The sequence below is a fragment of the Pseudarthrobacter sp. ATCC 49987 genome, assembly GCF_009928425.1.
In the GTDB taxonomy this organism is placed as follows: Bacteria; Actinomycetota; Actinomycetes; order Actinomycetales; family Micrococcaceae; genus Arthrobacter.
The window spans coordinates 3,537,743-3,551,437 of sequence record NZ_JAABNS010000001.1; the positions used below are offsets into that span (position 1 = coordinate 3,537,743).

Annotated in this window: 15 protein-coding genes, 1 tRNA gene and 1 pseudogene; 11 read left to right on the top strand and 6 right to left on the bottom strand. The window is 68.0% G+C overall.

Annotation, left to right across the window (positions count from 1 at the left end):
• The first annotated feature begins 95 nt into the window (after positions 1-95).
• The 5 genes and pseudogenes from GXK59_RS16340 to GXK59_RS16360 all read left to right on the top strand — a co-directional run bounded on the left by GXK59_RS16340 (position 96) and on the right by GXK59_RS16360 (position 2,886).
• A complete protein-coding gene (locus tag GXK59_RS16340) occupies positions 96-839 on the top strand; it encodes a GDSL-type esterase/lipase family protein (RefSeq protein WP_160668363.1) in 744 nt (247 codons plus the stop codon).
• 96 nt (positions 840-935) lie between these two features.
• Positions 936-1,145 (top strand): dodecin, encoded by a 210-nt coding sequence (locus tag GXK59_RS16345; protein ID WP_024366047.1) that lies wholly within the window; start codon positions 936-938, stop codon positions 1,143-1,145.
• A gap of 48 nt (positions 1,146-1,193) precedes the next feature.
• Positions 1,194-1,853 (top strand): annotated as a pseudogene (locus tag GXK59_RS16350) (aldo/keto reductase).
• Between the two features lie 177 nt (positions 1,854-2,030).
• The gene (locus tag GXK59_RS16355; protein WP_160668365.1) at positions 2,031-2,294 is read left to right on the top strand and encodes a GlsB/YeaQ/YmgE family stress response membrane protein; all 264 of its coding nucleotides are present in this window, start codon (positions 2,031-2,033) and stop codon (positions 2,292-2,294) included.
• A gap of 118 nt (positions 2,295-2,412) precedes the next feature.
• On the top strand, positions 2,413-2,886 hold the full coding sequence (locus GXK59_RS16360) for a hypothetical protein (protein WP_160668367.1): 474 nt from the start codon (positions 2,413-2,415) through the stop codon (positions 2,884-2,886).
• An 18-nt stretch (positions 2,887-2,904) separates the two neighbouring features.
• Here GXK59_RS16360 and GXK59_RS16365 read toward each other — a convergent pair whose 3' ends face one another.
• Positions 2,905-3,720 carry a putative protein N(5)-glutamine methyltransferase gene (locus GXK59_RS16365; protein WP_160668369.1) on the bottom strand — a complete coding sequence of 272 codons (816 nt, stop codon included), beginning with the start codon at positions 3,718-3,720 and terminating at the stop codon, positions 2,905-2,907.
• Between the two features lie 65 nt (positions 3,721-3,785).
• Between GXK59_RS16365 and GXK59_RS16370 the strand changes: the two genes are divergently transcribed.
• Entirely contained in the window at positions 3,786-4,859 is a 1,074-nt protein-coding gene (locus GXK59_RS16370; RefSeq protein ID WP_202129149.1) for a lactonase family protein, read from the top strand.
• Positions 4,860-5,110: 251 nt separating this feature from the next.
• Here the strand turns inward: GXK59_RS16370 and GXK59_RS16375 are convergent, their stop codons facing one another.
• Positions 5,111-6,133, bottom strand: a complete 1,023-nt coding sequence (locus GXK59_RS16375) for a PHP domain-containing protein (RefSeq protein ID WP_160668371.1) — start codon at positions 6,131-6,133, stop codon at positions 5,111-5,113.
• Positions 6,134-6,313: 180 nt separating this feature from the next.
• Between GXK59_RS16375 and GXK59_RS16380 the strand changes: the two genes are divergently transcribed.
• Positions 6,314-7,486, top strand: a complete 1,173-nt coding sequence (locus tag GXK59_RS16380; RefSeq protein WP_160668373.1) for a GGDEF domain-containing protein — start codon at positions 6,314-6,316, stop codon at positions 7,484-7,486.
• A 20-nt stretch (positions 7,487-7,506) separates the two neighbouring features.
• On the opposite strand, the gene GXK59_RS16385 is transcribed toward GXK59_RS16380, so the two are convergent.
• The 3 genes from GXK59_RS16385 to GXK59_RS16395 are packed head-to-tail and all read right to left on the bottom strand — an operon-like array spanning position 7,507 to position 9,223.
• Complete coding sequence (locus GXK59_RS16385; protein WP_237393929.1) at positions 7,507-8,406, bottom strand: serine/threonine-protein kinase; 900 nt, start codon at positions 8,404-8,406, stop codon at positions 7,507-7,509.
• Entirely contained in the window at positions 8,403-8,663 is a 261-nt protein-coding gene (locus tag GXK59_RS16390) for a hypothetical protein (RefSeq protein ID WP_160668375.1), read from the bottom strand. The genes GXK59_RS16385 and GXK59_RS16390 overlap by 4 nt, the downstream gene beginning before the upstream one ends.
• Positions 8,664-8,713: 50 nt before the next feature.
• Positions 8,714-9,223, bottom strand: coding sequence for a MarR family winged helix-turn-helix transcriptional regulator (locus GXK59_RS16395; protein ID WP_160668377.1), 510 nt, complete (start codon positions 9,221-9,223; stop codon positions 8,714-8,716).
• A 184-nt stretch (positions 9,224-9,407) separates the two neighbouring features.
• Between GXK59_RS16395 and GXK59_RS16400 the strand changes: the two genes are divergently transcribed.
• Positions 9,408-10,562 carry an IS1249 family transposase gene (locus tag GXK59_RS16400; protein ID WP_160664191.1) on the top strand — a complete coding sequence of 385 codons (1,155 nt, stop codon included), beginning with the start codon at positions 9,408-9,410 and terminating at the stop codon, positions 10,560-10,562.
• 132 nt (positions 10,563-10,694) lie between these two features.
• Here the strand turns inward: GXK59_RS16400 and GXK59_RS16405 are convergent.
• Positions 10,695-10,767 (bottom strand) — tRNA-Lys (locus GXK59_RS16405).
• 213 nt (positions 10,768-10,980) lie between these two features.
• Between GXK59_RS16405 and GXK59_RS16410 the strand changes: the two genes are divergently transcribed.
• The 3 genes from GXK59_RS16410 to GXK59_RS16420 all read left to right on the top strand — a co-directional run bounded on the left by GXK59_RS16410 (position 10,981) and on the right by GXK59_RS16420 (position 13,656).
• Positions 10,981-11,637, top strand: coding sequence for a hypothetical protein (locus GXK59_RS16410; RefSeq protein ID WP_024366056.1), 657 nt, complete (start codon positions 10,981-10,983; stop codon positions 11,635-11,637).
• Between the two features lie 383 nt (positions 11,638-12,020).
• Positions 12,021-12,638 (top strand): DUF47 domain-containing protein, encoded by a 618-nt coding sequence (locus GXK59_RS16415; protein WP_160668379.1) that lies wholly within the window; start codon positions 12,021-12,023, stop codon positions 12,636-12,638.
• Between the two features lies 1 nt (position 12,639).
• Entirely contained in the window at positions 12,640-13,656 is a 1,017-nt protein-coding gene (locus GXK59_RS16420; RefSeq protein ID WP_160668381.1) for an inorganic phosphate transporter, read from the top strand.
• The last annotated feature ends 39 nt before the right edge of the window (positions 13,657-13,695 follow it).

A 13,695-nucleotide genomic window follows, 5' to 3' on the forward strand; every position in this document is an offset into this window, starting at 1 on the left:
GCGCAGGGGGCGCCGCGCCGGGACGGAGCCCGGGACGGGACCGGGGACCGCATGCGGGACAGTGGAATTCGGGGCCGTGGAGCCGTTATGTCGCGATGGGCGATTCGTTTACCTCGGGCCTCGGGGACCCGGAACCGCTGAGTCCCGGCGGCATGAGGGGCTGGGCGGACCGCATCGCCGAGGAACTCAGCGGGGGGAAGCCGGATTTCCGTTACGCCAACCTTGCCGTCAGCGGGCTCCTCCTGCGCGAGATCCTGGACCGGCAGCTCGGGCCTGCGATCGCACTGAAGCCGGACCTGGTCACGCTTTCGGCCGGCGGAAACGATATTGTCTTCCACCGGAGCGATCCTGACAGGATGGCCGCCGCTCTCGACGCAGCAGTGGGCATGCTCAGCACCACGGGCGCCACTATCGTGCTCTTCACGGGTCCGGACTGGCGCGACACACCGCTGCTGGGCCACAACCGGGGCCGGGTGGCCGTCTTCAACGAGAACATCCGGACCATCGCCGCGCGCCATCACGGCGTGATCGCCGATCTGTGGTCCCTGCGGCAGCTCTCCGACCCGCGAATGTGGGACCCGGACCGCCTGCACTTCTCCCCGATGGGGCACCACACCATCGCGGCCATGGTGCTGGAATCCCTGAGCGTCCCCCACACCCTGAGCCCGCTGGAGCCCAAACCCATGCCGGCCGGAACCTGGCGGGAAAGCAAAGCCGGAGACCTCGCCTGGTTCACCAACTACCTGCTCCCCTGGATGGTCAGCCGGGTCCGGAAACGGCCCGACGTCCCGCCGCTGATGCCCAAGCGTCCCGAACCGGGGCCCGTCACCGGATCCTGAGGCACGGCCGGCCGGCCCTAGTCCCGCCGCAATCTGTCGGCTAATCTGCAGGAACGGCCCACCGCCGGGTATCGATGGCGATCACGAGGAGCGAAGTTGTCTAATCACACTTACAGCATTTCTGAAATTGTCGGAACGTCGAACGAAGGCATTGACGCCGCCGTCCGCAACGGCATCGCCGAGGCGGCCAAGACCCTGCGGAACCTCGACTGGTTCGAGGTCAAGGAAGTCCGCGGACACCTCGAAAACGGAGAGGTCGCCGACTGGCAGGTCACCATCAAGCTCGGGTTCCGCCTGGAGCGTTAGCCTCCGACGCCGGCCCGCACGTTCCGCCATCCTCCTAAGGAGCGCCGCGTGCAGTACACCCAGCTGCGCCGCTCCGGCCTGAAGGTCTCCCGGCTCTGCCTGGGACCCATGAACTTCGGACCGCACACCGGGGAAGCCGATGCCCGCTCCATCATGGACCTGGCGCTGGAGCCGGGCATCAATTTCTTTGACACCGCGAACGTCTACGGCGGCGCCGGCCACCGGGGACGCGCCGAGGAAATCCTGGGCCGCTGGTTCGCCACCGGCGGCGAACGGCGGGAACGGACCGTGCTGGCGACGAAGCTCTACGGGACCATGGCGGACCGGCCCAAAGAGTCGAGGCTCTCCGCACTGAACATCCGGCGCGCCCTGGACGCGAGGCTGAAGCGGCTGCAAACGGACTACATCGACCTTTACCAGCAACTTTGCCGGCTGGCACATCGTCCAGGCGCAGGAAGCTGCCGCACGGCGCCACAGCAACGGCCTCGTCAGCGAACAATCCATCTACAACCTGCTGACCGCAACGTGGAACTGGAGGTCATCCCGGCCGCCCAGCAGTACGGACTGGGCCTGATCCCCTGGTCTCCCCGGGAGCAACTCGATGCCGCCCTCCGCGCCGTGGACCCGGAGCTTGACGCCGGGGTCCTCCAGCGGCTCGACGAGATTTTCCCGGCGTACCGGACAGCGCCGGAGGATTATGCGTGGTGACCGGCGGCCGGGAGAAGTCCGGCAAACCTGGCCAAAAGACCCAAATACTGCCCCTGCGGAAGTTTCACGGCCCTCAAGTGGCCCTTTTATACTAAGCATGATTAGTATTGAGGAAGAAGGATGTAGCGCACCCGGCAATCCGGGTGCCTCCTCTATGAAGAAGAAGGAACGATAAAAATGGGCTTTTTCGCATTTCTGATTCTGGGCCTTATCGCCGGTGCAATCGCTAAGGCAATCCTCCCGGGCCGTCAGGGCGGTGGCATCATCATCACGCTGATCCTGGGCGTCGTTGGCGCCCTCCTGGGTGGCTTCATTGGTGGCGCGCTGTTCGGCGTGGGCATCAACGAGTTCTTCTCGCTGTCGACCTGGCTCCTGGCCATCGGCGGTGCGATCATCGTCCTGCTCGTTTACGGCATGATCTCCAAGCGTTCAGCCCGCTAAAGCTGACGCGACCGAAAACCGGTCCCGGGATTCTTCCCGGGGCCGGTTTTTTGGCACACGGCCTCACCAGGATTTACCAACACCAATTTTGAGCACCACCGATCAGCAGGAGGACCGCATGAAAGGCAAACTTCTTTTCGGAGCCGGAATCGCCGCAGGCTACGTTCTCGGGTCACGGTCCGGACGGGCAGCGTACGAGAAGCTCAAGGCACGCGCGGCAGCCCTGTGGGAAAGCAAGCCGGTCCAGGACAAGGTGACCGCGGCGGCCGATGCAGCAAAGGAAAAGGCACCCGAGGTGACTGAGCAGCTGGGCGAGGCGGCCCGCCGCGCGGGTACGGTGATCGGTGCCGTCCGCCGCGACAGCTCCCCCAGCGTGACGGCAGGCGAAGGCGCGTCGAACGACGCCGCCGGCATCCCCGCGCACAGCGCCCACCCGGAGACCCTCAACCTCGGGACCTCCACGGCGCCGGCCGCGGCCGACGTCGGGTCCGACCCGGCCCTCAACGACCAGCAGGGCCAGGATTGGTCCGACGAAGGCGGTGCCACCCCGGCCGGTGCAGCGACGAACGTCGATCCTGACAAGGTTTCCTAGCCGCGCCGGGTTTCCTGGTTAGAGGGGCGGACGACTCACCGCTGTTCCGATCACAACCGTGGCGTCCAGCTCCGCGGAGCTGGCAACCCGGGCCGTGAGTCCATTGCGGAGGAACAGCTCGACGGTCCGCGGCGCCTGCCGCCGGCTCGTCTCGATCAGCAGGGAGCCGCCCGGCGCCAGCCATTGCGGCGCCGCGGCGGCCACCCGCCGTTGCACCTGAAGCCCGTCTTTGCCGCCGTCGAGGGAAACCCGCGGTTCGTGGAGGCGGGCTTCCTGCGGCATCGTGCCGATTTCTGCCGAGGGAACATACGGGCCGTTGACGGCAAGGACGTCGACTCGACCGCGCAGCCTCGCCGGGAGTGGTTCGTACAGGTCCCCTTCGTGGACCGCACCGCCGAGCGGCACGATGTTCCGGGCCGCGCACCGCACCGCGGCGGGGTCGATGTCGGCAGCATGCAGCTCCAGGGGGCCGGCCAGCGCCGCGAGCGCCGTGCCGACCGCCCCTGATCCGCAGCACAGGTCCACGACGACGGGCGCGTGCCCCAAGCCGCCTTTTTGTGGGAGAAGCCGGACGGCCTGCCGGACGAGGAACTCGGTGCGGCGGCGGGGCACGAATACGCCCGTGTCCACGGCGACCCGCAGTCCGCAAAACTCCGCCCAGCCCAGGATGTGCTCAAGCGGCAGACCGGCTACCCGCCGCTCCACGAGGGCATCAAGGTGGTCGGGCGTGGCAGCGGCTGCCGTCAGCAGCCGGGCTTCTTCCTCGGCGAAGACGCAGCCGGCCGCCCGGAGCCGTGTGATGACCGAGGTCCGGAGCGCAGGTGGGTCCGTCATGCCAGGGCCCCCTTTCCGCTGCTGGTGCCGGAACTCCCATGCTAGCGAAGTGGCAGGATGGCACCATGCCTACCCAACAACCGGCTTCCGAATCTTCGCTGCCGGTGCCGGCGGGCGCCGTTCCGTCAAACGAGCTGATCTGGACCGGGTGCTACACCGCGGACGGCGGCGGCCGCGGTGCCGGAATCGGGGCGCTGCGTGCCGGCGCCAACGGGACGCTGCGCTGGCTGGGGGTCGCCGCCGCGGCAGACTCGCCGTCGTTCCTCGCCGTGCATCCCTCCCTTGATGTGGTCTACGCCGTGGGCGAGGCGGCGCGGACCGTCCGGGCGTACCGCCGGTCCGGCGACTTCGGCCTGGAACCCGCCGGCCCGGGCTGGCCGGCCGGCGACGCCGCCTGCCACGTCGCCGTCGACCCGCAGGGCCGTTTCCTCGTGGTGGCCTGTTGGGGCGACGGCCAGGTCGCGCTCTATGAACTGGATGACGGCGGCGGCATCTCGGCACGGTTCCCGGCCGCCGCATCGATAGTCCCCGGGCGTCCCAGCCGCGCCCACGCCAGCCTGATGCTCGATGATGGCAGGGTGATGACCACCGACCTCGGGCACGACCTCCTGCGGGTTTGGGACTACGTGCCCTCGCAGGGCCTTCGGCTGGACCACGAAGTGGCCCTCCCGCGGGACTGCGGCCCCCGGCATCTCGTCCAGCATCCGGGCGGCAGTGTGTTGGTGGTGACCGAATACTCGATAGATGTTGCCGTCGTGCAGCGGTCCCGGGAGCCGGGGACGTTCACCCTGACCGGAATTTTCCCGGCCACCAGCGGCGGCGCACGACCCGGCGACTCCGCGGCAGAGATTGCCCTCGCCGCGGACGGGAGGCACGCCTACATCGGCGTGCGCGGCTCCAACCGGATCGGCGTGCTGGGGGTGGACCCGGGCGGCGCCCTCCAGCCCCTGGCCGACGTCCCCAGCGGGGGCAACTGGCCCCGGCATCACCTGGTCAGGCACGGCTGGCTGCATGTGGCGCACGAACGCTCCGGCGATGTCGTCACATACGCGCTGGATCCGGCGAGCGGACTCCCCGGCGCAGCCGCGGGCAGGGTGGAACTGGCCTCCCCCACTGCGCTGATCCCGGCGCGTCCCTGACCGCGGGACATGCCCAGTCCCTGCGCCCAGGACTGGGCATAACAGCACTATGTCCACCCCACAAAGAGGCAGGAGGGCATGTCCCGCGCAAGCTCCGGCAAACGGACGTGCGCAGCCACCCCTGACCGCGGGACATGCCCAGTCCCTGCGCCCAGGACTGGGCATAACAGCACTATGTCCACGCCACGAAGCCGCAGGAGGGCATGTCCCGCGCGACAAGCCCGTCCGCGGCACCGACTGGCCGCCGTCCGTCAGCTTCCCGCGCCCGCCCACTCCAGAAGGCGGGCCAGGGGCCAGCTGGTGATGATCCGTTCCGCCGGCACGCCGTTGCGTTCGGCCCGCTCGGCGCCGTACTGCAGGAAATCGAGCTGGCCCGGGGCGTGGGCGTCGCTGTCGATGCTGAACACGCAGCCTGCGTCGAGGGCCAGTTCGATGAGGGCGCCGGGCGGGTCCTGGCGTTCGGGCCGGGCATTGATTTCGACGGCGACGTTGTGCTCCGCGCAGGCGGCGAAGACCTCTTTGGCGTTGAACTCCGACGCCGGCCGTATGCCCCGGTCCCCTTGAATGAGACGGCCCGTGCAATGGCCGAGCACGTTCGTGTGCGGGTCCGTGATCGCGCCAAGCATCCGCCGGGTCATGGTGCGCCTGTCCGCACGCAGCTTTGAGTGCACGCTGGCGACCACGATATCCAGCCGGTCCAACAACTCGGGGGTCTGGTCCAGGCTGCCGTCCTCGAGGATGTCGGCCTCGATGCCCCGCAGAAGGCGGAAGCCGCCGTCGCCGTCGCCGTTGATCCCCGCGACGATGTCGAGTTGCTCGGCCAGCCGCTCGGCACGGAGCCCGTTGGCGATCCTGAGGCTGGGCGAATGATCGGTCAGCGCGAGGTACTCGCGGCCCAGCAGTTTCGCGGCGCCCACCATGGCCTCGATCGGGGATCCGCCGTCGGACCAGTCGCTGTGGCTGTGCAGGTCGCCGCGGAGGGCGGCCAGCAGCGTATGCCCTCCCGGCACCAGGGGCTGGGCGCCCCGGCTTCGCAGTCCGTCGAGGTACTCCGGCACGCCGCCGTCGAGCGCTTCGCTGATGACCTGGAACGTCCGGTCGCCGATCCCTTTGGTCCTCCGGAGCCGGCCGTCCCCGGCCCGGGCTGCCAGTTCCTCCGCGCCGAGACCGGCGATGATTCCTGCGGCTTTCCGGAACGCCTGGATCTTGAAGGTCGGGGCAAGCTCGCGTTCGAGCCAGAAAGCGATCTCGTTCAGGGCATCGGCGGCATCCATGGCACCATCTTGCACCCCGGACCATCGCACGGGGACCCCCGGCGTCGCCCGGATGTCTCACCGCTTTGGGCAGCGGGCCAACGTTCTGAGAGACTTGTCCCGGCCGGGGCCTGATCCGGCGGGGAACTATGCTGGCGGTCCTTGGGGAGGGCCTCTCCGGCAGCTGGGAAACTTCACGTTATGGTGCTGCTCGACAGGTCAACGCTCATGGTGGTCTTCGCCCTGATGACGCTCACGATGCTGGTCCTGTTCTACTTCGACACCTACCGCAAGAACCGGGCCCCCTTTGCCGGCTGGTGGTGCTGGGCTGTCGCCTCGTTCTTCCTGGCGGCCGTCTTCTACTTCATGGGCGAGGCCGAGGCGGTGGCCTGGGCCCCCAGCGTGGGAAATGGCGTGATGGTGCTTGGCTCCGGCTGCGTCTGGGCGGGAACCCGCTCGCTGGCCGGCCGGCGGATCCTGCCCTGGCTGTTGGGGATCCCTGCGATGGCGGCCTTCGCCGTCGACGCCTCCGTCCACTACTCCGATAACGCCCGGATCGGCAGCATTGTGCTGTTGGCGCTGATGGGGACGGCGACCGGTCTCGCCTCCATGGAGCTGTGGCGCGAACGCGAAGACTCCTGGCATCGTGTCCGGTCCCTCGCCGTCGCTACTGCCGTCTGTGCCGTCTATTACCTAAGCCGGACGGTGGGGCTGGCTGTCCTGGGCCCGGCGGATCCGCTGTTCCAGGTGCTTTTCGGCACCGGCGTGTCCATGCTGATGGCCATGGTCCTGCTGGTGGTCGTTTCGTCCAGCATCACCTCGCTGAATTACGCCCGCCGGACCGAGAACCTGCAGGAGCTGGCCTACCATGATGGGCTGACCGGACTGCTGAACCGCGAGGAGTTCATGCGCCAGGCCCAGCGCAGGCTCCGGGCCAACCTCGCCGCCGGCGTCGACACCGTGATTGTTATGGCGGACCTGGACCGCTTCAAAGCCATCAACGACCGCTTCGGCCATGACGCGGGCGACGGCGTCATCCGCGCTTTCGCCCAGGCCTGCCGCCTGGCCGTGCGGGACGCTGATCTGGTGGGCCGCTACGGCGGTGAGGAATTTGCACTGCTGCTCGACGGCGTCGACGCCGCCGGGGGCGTCCGCATCGCCGACCGGATCAATGCCGCCCTGGCCGAGCACAGTTCCCTGCCCGCTGGCGCAGACTCGCCGACGGCGAGTTTCGGCGTCGTCGACGCCCACGACGGGAACGCGGGGCTCCAGCGGCTTCTCCGGGAAGCCGACCGGGCCCTGTATGACGCGAAAGCGGCCGGGCGCAACCAAGCGGTGATCGGGTTGACTGCCGCGGGCACCCAGCCAGGCTGAGCTGCCCGCGGCAGCACCGCTCAGGACGCGCGGGGAAGCTTCGCCGCGAGGTTCCCGGCAGCGGCGGCCGAGGGCCGCGCCGCGGGATCCATGGCGGTCAGGGCCGTCAGCAGCGACACCCACGCAGTGCCGAGCCCGGCGGGAATCAGGGGCTTGCGGAGGGTCCGCGCCACCAGGGACTCCACCGGGGTGCCCGGAAACGCCTTGGCCCCCGTGAGGCACTCAAGCAGCACCAGCCCCAGGGAATAGATGTCGCCGGGAGCGCCGGGATGCCGGCCAGCGGCCTGTTCCGGGCTCATGTAGTGCACGGTGCCGGAGGAGTCGCCCGGCTCCAGTGTGGTTCCAGCCGGGGTGGCGATGCCGAAATCGGCGATCCGGACCGCGGACCGCCGCAGTGCGCTGAGCAGAATATTGGCGGGTTTGATGTCCCGGTGGACCAGTCCGCGGGCATGGACGTGGGCAAGACCGGACAGCGCCGCGACCGCCCAGCGGGCAACTTCGCCGGCGTCGGCTGGGCCGCTGCGGATCCGCTCGGCGAGGCTGCCCCCATAAGCAAACTCCTCAACGAGGAAAGGGCGCCCGGCCCACGGGTCACCGGCCGGAACGACGCCTTCGGCAATGAAGGTGACGATCGCGGGATGGTCCAGCGAGGCCAGAACCCGCGCCTCGGCGTGGATCCGCTCCGCCTGCTGCGGCTCGGGGCCCTCGGCGACCTTAATGGCCACGGGCCGGCCGTCTGCCACATCCGTTCCGCGGAACACGGTGGCCGTGGCGCCACGGCCCAGCAGCTCGTGGACGAGGAAGCGGCCCCCGGGAGCGTCCGGGAGCGCCAACACTCTGGCATCGAGCCCGACGGCGGCAGGGACCGGCAGGGCGGCGGGCCGCTCCGCCAGGGCCACCGCGGAGTGCGGGGCGCTCAACGGCTGAGCTCGGACACGATGCTGGACGTGTGCACGATTCCGTCCAGCTGGAAGCCGCACCCGCAGCGCCAGAGCGGCGGCAATTCCGCGGAGGCATCGGCCGGTGCAAAGGAGTAAACGGACCTGAGGGCGGGGGCCGGCGCCTTCCACTCCATCGGCATCCCGCAGTGGACCGGGGCGGCAAGGGCCTGCACGGGCGGAACGGCGGCCGGAGCCACGTCAGCCACGGCGCCGCCGGAGAAACGAATATCAGACATGGTTAGTAAGCATACATATAACTAGTCAGCCTAGCTAGTTGCTTCGGCGGCTATTCCACCGCGTGGTTGCGCGACTCCGCGATGGCCTCACTCATCCGGCGGAGGAAGCTCACAACGATCCTCGCCTCGTCGGCACTGAGGCCTTCCGCGACGGCCATCATCCTGCGGTGCATGTCACCGAGAGTGGCCCGGACCTCCGCATCCGTCGCCACGGTGGGAACAATCACTAGCGACCGCCGGTCCGTGGGGTGGGGCTCGCGGCGGACATGGCCGCTGCCCACGAGCCGGTCGATCAGCGACGTGGTGGAGGCCGTGGTGATCCCCAAGACGCGGCTCAGGTCCTTGGGCCCCACCTGCTCGCCGTCGGCCTGGGTGCGCAGGAGGTACCGCAGGGCCAGCAGGTCCGTCTCGCCCATCCCCATCGAATCCCTCGTGGCCCGCCGCCGGGCGACTTCCACGTTGCGGTACTCGCGCAGCGCCTGCAGGACGGCGCCGGGCGGGTCGAGCCTGTCGTCGGGTCCGTACCAATACCCGGATCCGGTGGGGCTGTGCGCATTCATCCGGCAATCCTAGCCGACCTGATTACTAGGCCATCGTAGGTTTTTTGGCCGCGGCGGGCGGGCCGGACAACGCTGGGCCGCCATCCTGGACGGGTTAGCGGCCAAAATGTGTGTATGAGATTGGCTTGGTTGCCAGTGTTCGCGCGGGTTGTAGGGGTGTCCACATGCTTTGAAAGCATGTGGAGTGACGGTTCGATCAAATCAGCCCCGGTGTGGTGTATGTGCTCAGAAGCTTGTGAAGAACGGTTCGACCAGTGCCGGGCGGACGAGATGGCGGTGTAGGTCGTGTGGTGCTTCGAGTACTCAATCCCGGGTTGATGTCACGAAGAGGGCAGAGTTCACGGCCTTCATTTCCTGGATCACGGGGAAGCAGCGGCAAGGCGCCCACGCCGGCTCGGAGAGGACCTTCAGGCGCCGGAGTGCCTGGTGCTGGAATGTCGCCCCGGCGGCCGCGCGGACCGGGGAAATACACCCGGTGATCATGCTCGATGGCACCTACTTCAACGGCTGGTGCGTCCTGGTCGCTTACACCGGCGAGCACGTCATCGCGTGGCAGTGGTGTGACCGGGAAAAGCACGCCTCGTGGGCTGCGCTTCTGCGGCAGATCCCGGCCCCGGCGGTGGCCGTCGTGGACGGCCACAAGGGCCTGGAGAGCGCCTTGAGGGAACACTGGCCGGAAACGAACGTTCAACGGTGCCTGTTCCATATCCGGCAGAACATCCGCACGCATCTGACGATGCGTCCGAAGCTCGATGCCGGTAAGGAACTACTAGCCCTGGCCAAGGCACTCACCCACGTCACGGACCTTGACCAGGCCGCCGCCTGGTCCGGTGCGTTCGCTTCCTGGGAGGCCCGCTGGGAGAGCTTCCTCAAGCACCGGACCTACGCGAAGAAAACCGGCGCCAGGCCCTCACACATCGGACCGGCACAGACCTGGTGGTACACACATCTGGGCCTGCGCCGGGCACGGGGAAGCCTGGCCGCTGCCATCAAGGCAGGGCACCTCTTCACCTGGCTTACCAGCGCTACCGAAGGCCAGCAGATCGCCCGGACGACCAGCCCGCTGGAGGGAGGAATCAACGCAGGCCTCAAAGACCTTCTGCGGAACCACCGCGGCCTCAGCGAAGACCACGCCACACGCGCCGTCGACTGGTACCTCTACCAGCACACTGAATCACCCCAGGACCCTTGGGACCTCGTGAAACCACACCACTGGCAACCCCAAAAGAAGGAGTCAAAGGAGGTGGAGGAGCCCATCCAACCGGCCCTCTACGACACAGCCTTCAGCTTCGAAGACGGCAACGGAATCCAGCAAGGATGGGGCGGAAGAAACCGGTGACACGCCCAAGCCATACACACATTTTGGCCGCTAACCCTCCTGGACCGGTGAACGGGGTGGAAGCTGCCGGCATGGGAGGCGGTTAAAACAGAAGCAGGCCAGAGGCTTCATGCCTCCGGCCTGCTCCCCGGGTGGGCCCTGTGGGGATCGAACCCACGACCCACGGATTAAAAGTCCGATGCTCTACCAACTGAGCTAAAGGCCCCAGCTGAAGACCTCAAACGGCGGATAAATCCGCAGTTCAAGGGCTGATCAGCCCAGTCCATTTCTGAACGTTAATACTGTACCCCAGACCCGGGCGCATTTTGCGCACGGGGCAGGGACGCCGCCGTCGTGCGCCCTGGACGGCTGCGGTGCGGACCGGGGGCCAACGGTCCCCACGCTCGATTCCCCGACAGCACTGGAGTAGCGTGGTGGCATGAGCGAGCAAGCAGGATCCAGCGCCCCCGGACCGCACCGGCACCACAAGCCGAAGCCCTTCGCCCCCATTGACTTTGAGCCCTTCGCGGGCGGGGCCGATCCTGCCCGCGTCTCCGAGGCCGCCCACCTCGCCGCCCAGGCTCTCGTGCGCCGCGGACGCGACAGCGACGACCCCGTCGTGACCAAGCGGCTCGTGAAGCTCGCCGATGAACAGGGCCTGGAAGCCATCGCCGAAATGTGGGCCGAAAGCCCGGCACGGTCGCTTCCGGGGGCCCTCTGGCGCCTGTACGCACTCCGCGCCGCCACGATCCAGGACCCCGAGCGGATCTCTGTCTACTTCAGGGCCGGCAAGGACACCGCCCAGGTCTCGCACGTCGTGGCCGGCGCCGCCGAGCCGCCCGGAGCGGAGGAGATGAAATCGATGGCGGACGCCATCCTGTCCGGCGCGTTCGACGGCGAGTTCGACGTCGCGCTGGAACGTTCTGCCGCGTTCTGCCGCGTGGTTGCACTGGGCCAAGCCACCCTCGCCGACGGCGCCGAGCACAGCAACGAGAACCACGCGAGCAAGCTCACGCGCAATTCGCACCTCCTGGTCAAGACCGCGGAGGACCTCGAACATGCTGCCAACGCCTGGCGCCTGGGCGAACTGGACTGAGAAGGCGTGATGCCGCCGGACACGGTAGGCACGCCGCACACGGTAGGCACGCCGCACACGGACTGTCAATGTTGACTTGTCCCCGACCTCGTAGAAAACTAAAAGCGGTGCCGAACCGCGAAACCCCCGGGCTTCAACATCTAGCCGCCTAGAGCGGCCTACCGCCGAGAGGCGTATCCGGTTCGGCACCATTTTCATGCCCCGTGAGTGGCCCGCTGCCGGTTCTGCCCGGCGGGCGCCGTCATATTCCCGGGCCGCCCGGGCGCCCTTTCCGGCCCTTTCAGGCCGGACGGTAAAGTAATCCTCATGCGCGGGTCATCATCACTTCACACACCCGGCAGACAACAGCCGTGCACCTCCCTCCCGAAGACCGGTAATCACACGTGAAGCTGCGCCTTTTCCCCCAGGAGCCCGCCGGGCTGAACCTCCTCGCCCAGCTTGCAGGCCAGATTGCGCTCGCCACGGGCACCCTGTCGGAAATCCTGGGCGCACCGGCCAGTGAAAACGACCGGCTGGTCGAGGACATGCACAACCATGAGGCCAAGTCCGCGGAGCTGCACTTCGCGTTGCTGACGCACATGCGGACCTCGTTCGTGAACCCGCTCCCCCGCGAGGACATGTATGCCCTCTCCCGGTTCCTCAATGAGGCGATGGAAAAGCTCGATGCCGCCGCCGACCTGGTGTCCCTCTACAAGCTGGACCGCCTGCCCAAACGCGCCGCAGACCAGCTGGAAATCATCAGCAGGCAGGCCGAGCTCACCGTGGACGCCATGCGGAGGCTGGACAACCTGGACGACCTCGAGGACTACTGGATCGAGGTCCTCCGCCTGTCCAAGCGCGCCGAACGGTCCCACCGGGTCTGGGTAGCGGACATGCTCAACGAAATGAAGCCGGCCCGGTACGCGCGGAACCGGGACATCGCCGACCAGCTCGTGGGAGTCACCCGGGACATGCGCCGGGTCGCGGTCCAGGTGGGCAGCATCATCGTCAAGGAATCCTGACGTGACCATCCTCCTGTTTGCCCTGGTGGTGGTCTTCGCCGGGGCATTCGCCTTCCTGAACGGTTTCCGGGATGCCTCGGCTGCGGTGGCGCTGGCCGTCCGGACCCGCGCCCTCACCCCGACCATCGCCGTGCTGCTGGCCGCGTTGTTCAACTTCGTCGGTGCCGGGCTGAGCGCCGCACTGGCCCTGGCCGTCAGCCAGACCTGGGTGCAGCTGCCCAAGGGGGAAAACGGGCTGACCATCCTGATGGCGGGCCTGCTCAGTGCCGTGCTGTGGGGCATCTACACCTGGTGGCAGGGCATTCCGTCGTCCTCGACGCATGCCCTCGTAGGCGGGCTGGCCGGCGCCGGGATTGCGAGCGTGGCCGTCGGCGGGCACGCCGTCGGGGGCGTTGACACGTCCCTGCTTTCCCAGGTGGTGCTTCCGCTGCTGCTCTCACCGCTGATTGCCTTCGTGGGCGCCTACCTGCTGGTCTGGCCCGCGACGTGGGCCGCTCGGTATACGCCCCCGAACGTCGTGAATGGCCGCGCGCGGCGCGCGGAGAGCATTGCGGTGGGCGCCGTGGCGTTCGCCCACGGACTGCAGGACGGACAGCGCACCAGCGCCGTCCTGGTCCTTGCCCTGCTGGCGTCAGGGCTGTCGGATGGCCGGGAGATGCCGGTCTGGGTGGCACTGTTCACCGCGGCCCTGCTGACCGCGGGAACCCTGGCCGGCGGGTGGCGCATTTCCTACACCATTGGCTACCGGCTGATCCGGATGGATCCCCTGCGCGGCTCCGTCGCGCAACTGTTCAGCTCGGCCATCCTGCTGATTGGCGCGATCGGGCTGCACTGGCCCATCTCCACTACGCACACTGTCACGTCGGCCGTCCTGGGTTCCGGCAGCAATCAGGGGTTCCCGGCCACCAACCGGAAAATGGTGATCCGGATCCTGATGTTCTGGGTGCTCACCCCGGTGGCCACCGCGGCGGCGGCCTTCGTGCTGGCCCTGTCCCTGTCACCGCTCGCGGGGCTGTAGGGACCCATCGATTGCTCCGCAGGTGCCCTTTTGAGCGCT

Bases quoted from the DNA above. Each gene is read 5' to 3' on its own strand.
- GXK59_RS16365 (WP_160668369.1), bottom strand. From the start codon at position 3,720: ATGACGGACCCACCTGCGCTCCGGACCTCGGTCATCACACGGCTCCGG.
- GXK59_RS16390 (WP_160668375.1), bottom strand. From the start codon at position 8,663: ATGTCTGATATTCGTTTCTCCGGCGGCGCCGTGGCTGACGTGGCTCCG.
- GXK59_RS16340 (WP_160668363.1), top strand. From the start codon at position 96: ATGGGCGATTCGTTTACCTCGGGCCTCGGGGACCCGGAACCGCTGAGT.
- GXK59_RS16355 (WP_160668365.1), top strand. From the start codon at position 2,031: ATGGGCTTTTTCGCATTTCTGATTCTGGGCCTTATCGCCGGTGCAATC.
- GXK59_RS16360 (WP_160668367.1), top strand. From the start codon at position 2,413: ATGAAAGGCAAACTTCTTTTCGGAGCCGGAATCGCCGCAGGCTACGTT.
- GXK59_RS16370 (WP_202129149.1), top strand. From the start codon at position 3,786: ATGCCTACCCAACAACCGGCTTCCGAATCTTCGCTGCCGGTGCCGGCG.
- GXK59_RS16410 (WP_024366056.1), top strand. From the start codon at position 10,981: ATGAGCGAGCAAGCAGGATCCAGCGCCCCCGGACCGCACCGGCACCAC.
- GXK59_RS16380 (WP_160668373.1), top strand. From the start codon at position 6,314: ATGGTGCTGCTCGACAGGTCAACGCTCATGGTGGTCTTCGCCCTGATG.
- GXK59_RS16395 (WP_160668377.1), bottom strand. From the start codon at position 9,223: ATGAATGCGCACAGCCCCACCGGATCCGGGTATTGGTACGGACCCGAC.
- GXK59_RS16375 (WP_160668371.1), bottom strand. From the start codon at position 6,133: ATGGATGCCGCCGATGCCCTGAACGAGATCGCTTTCTGGCTCGAACGC.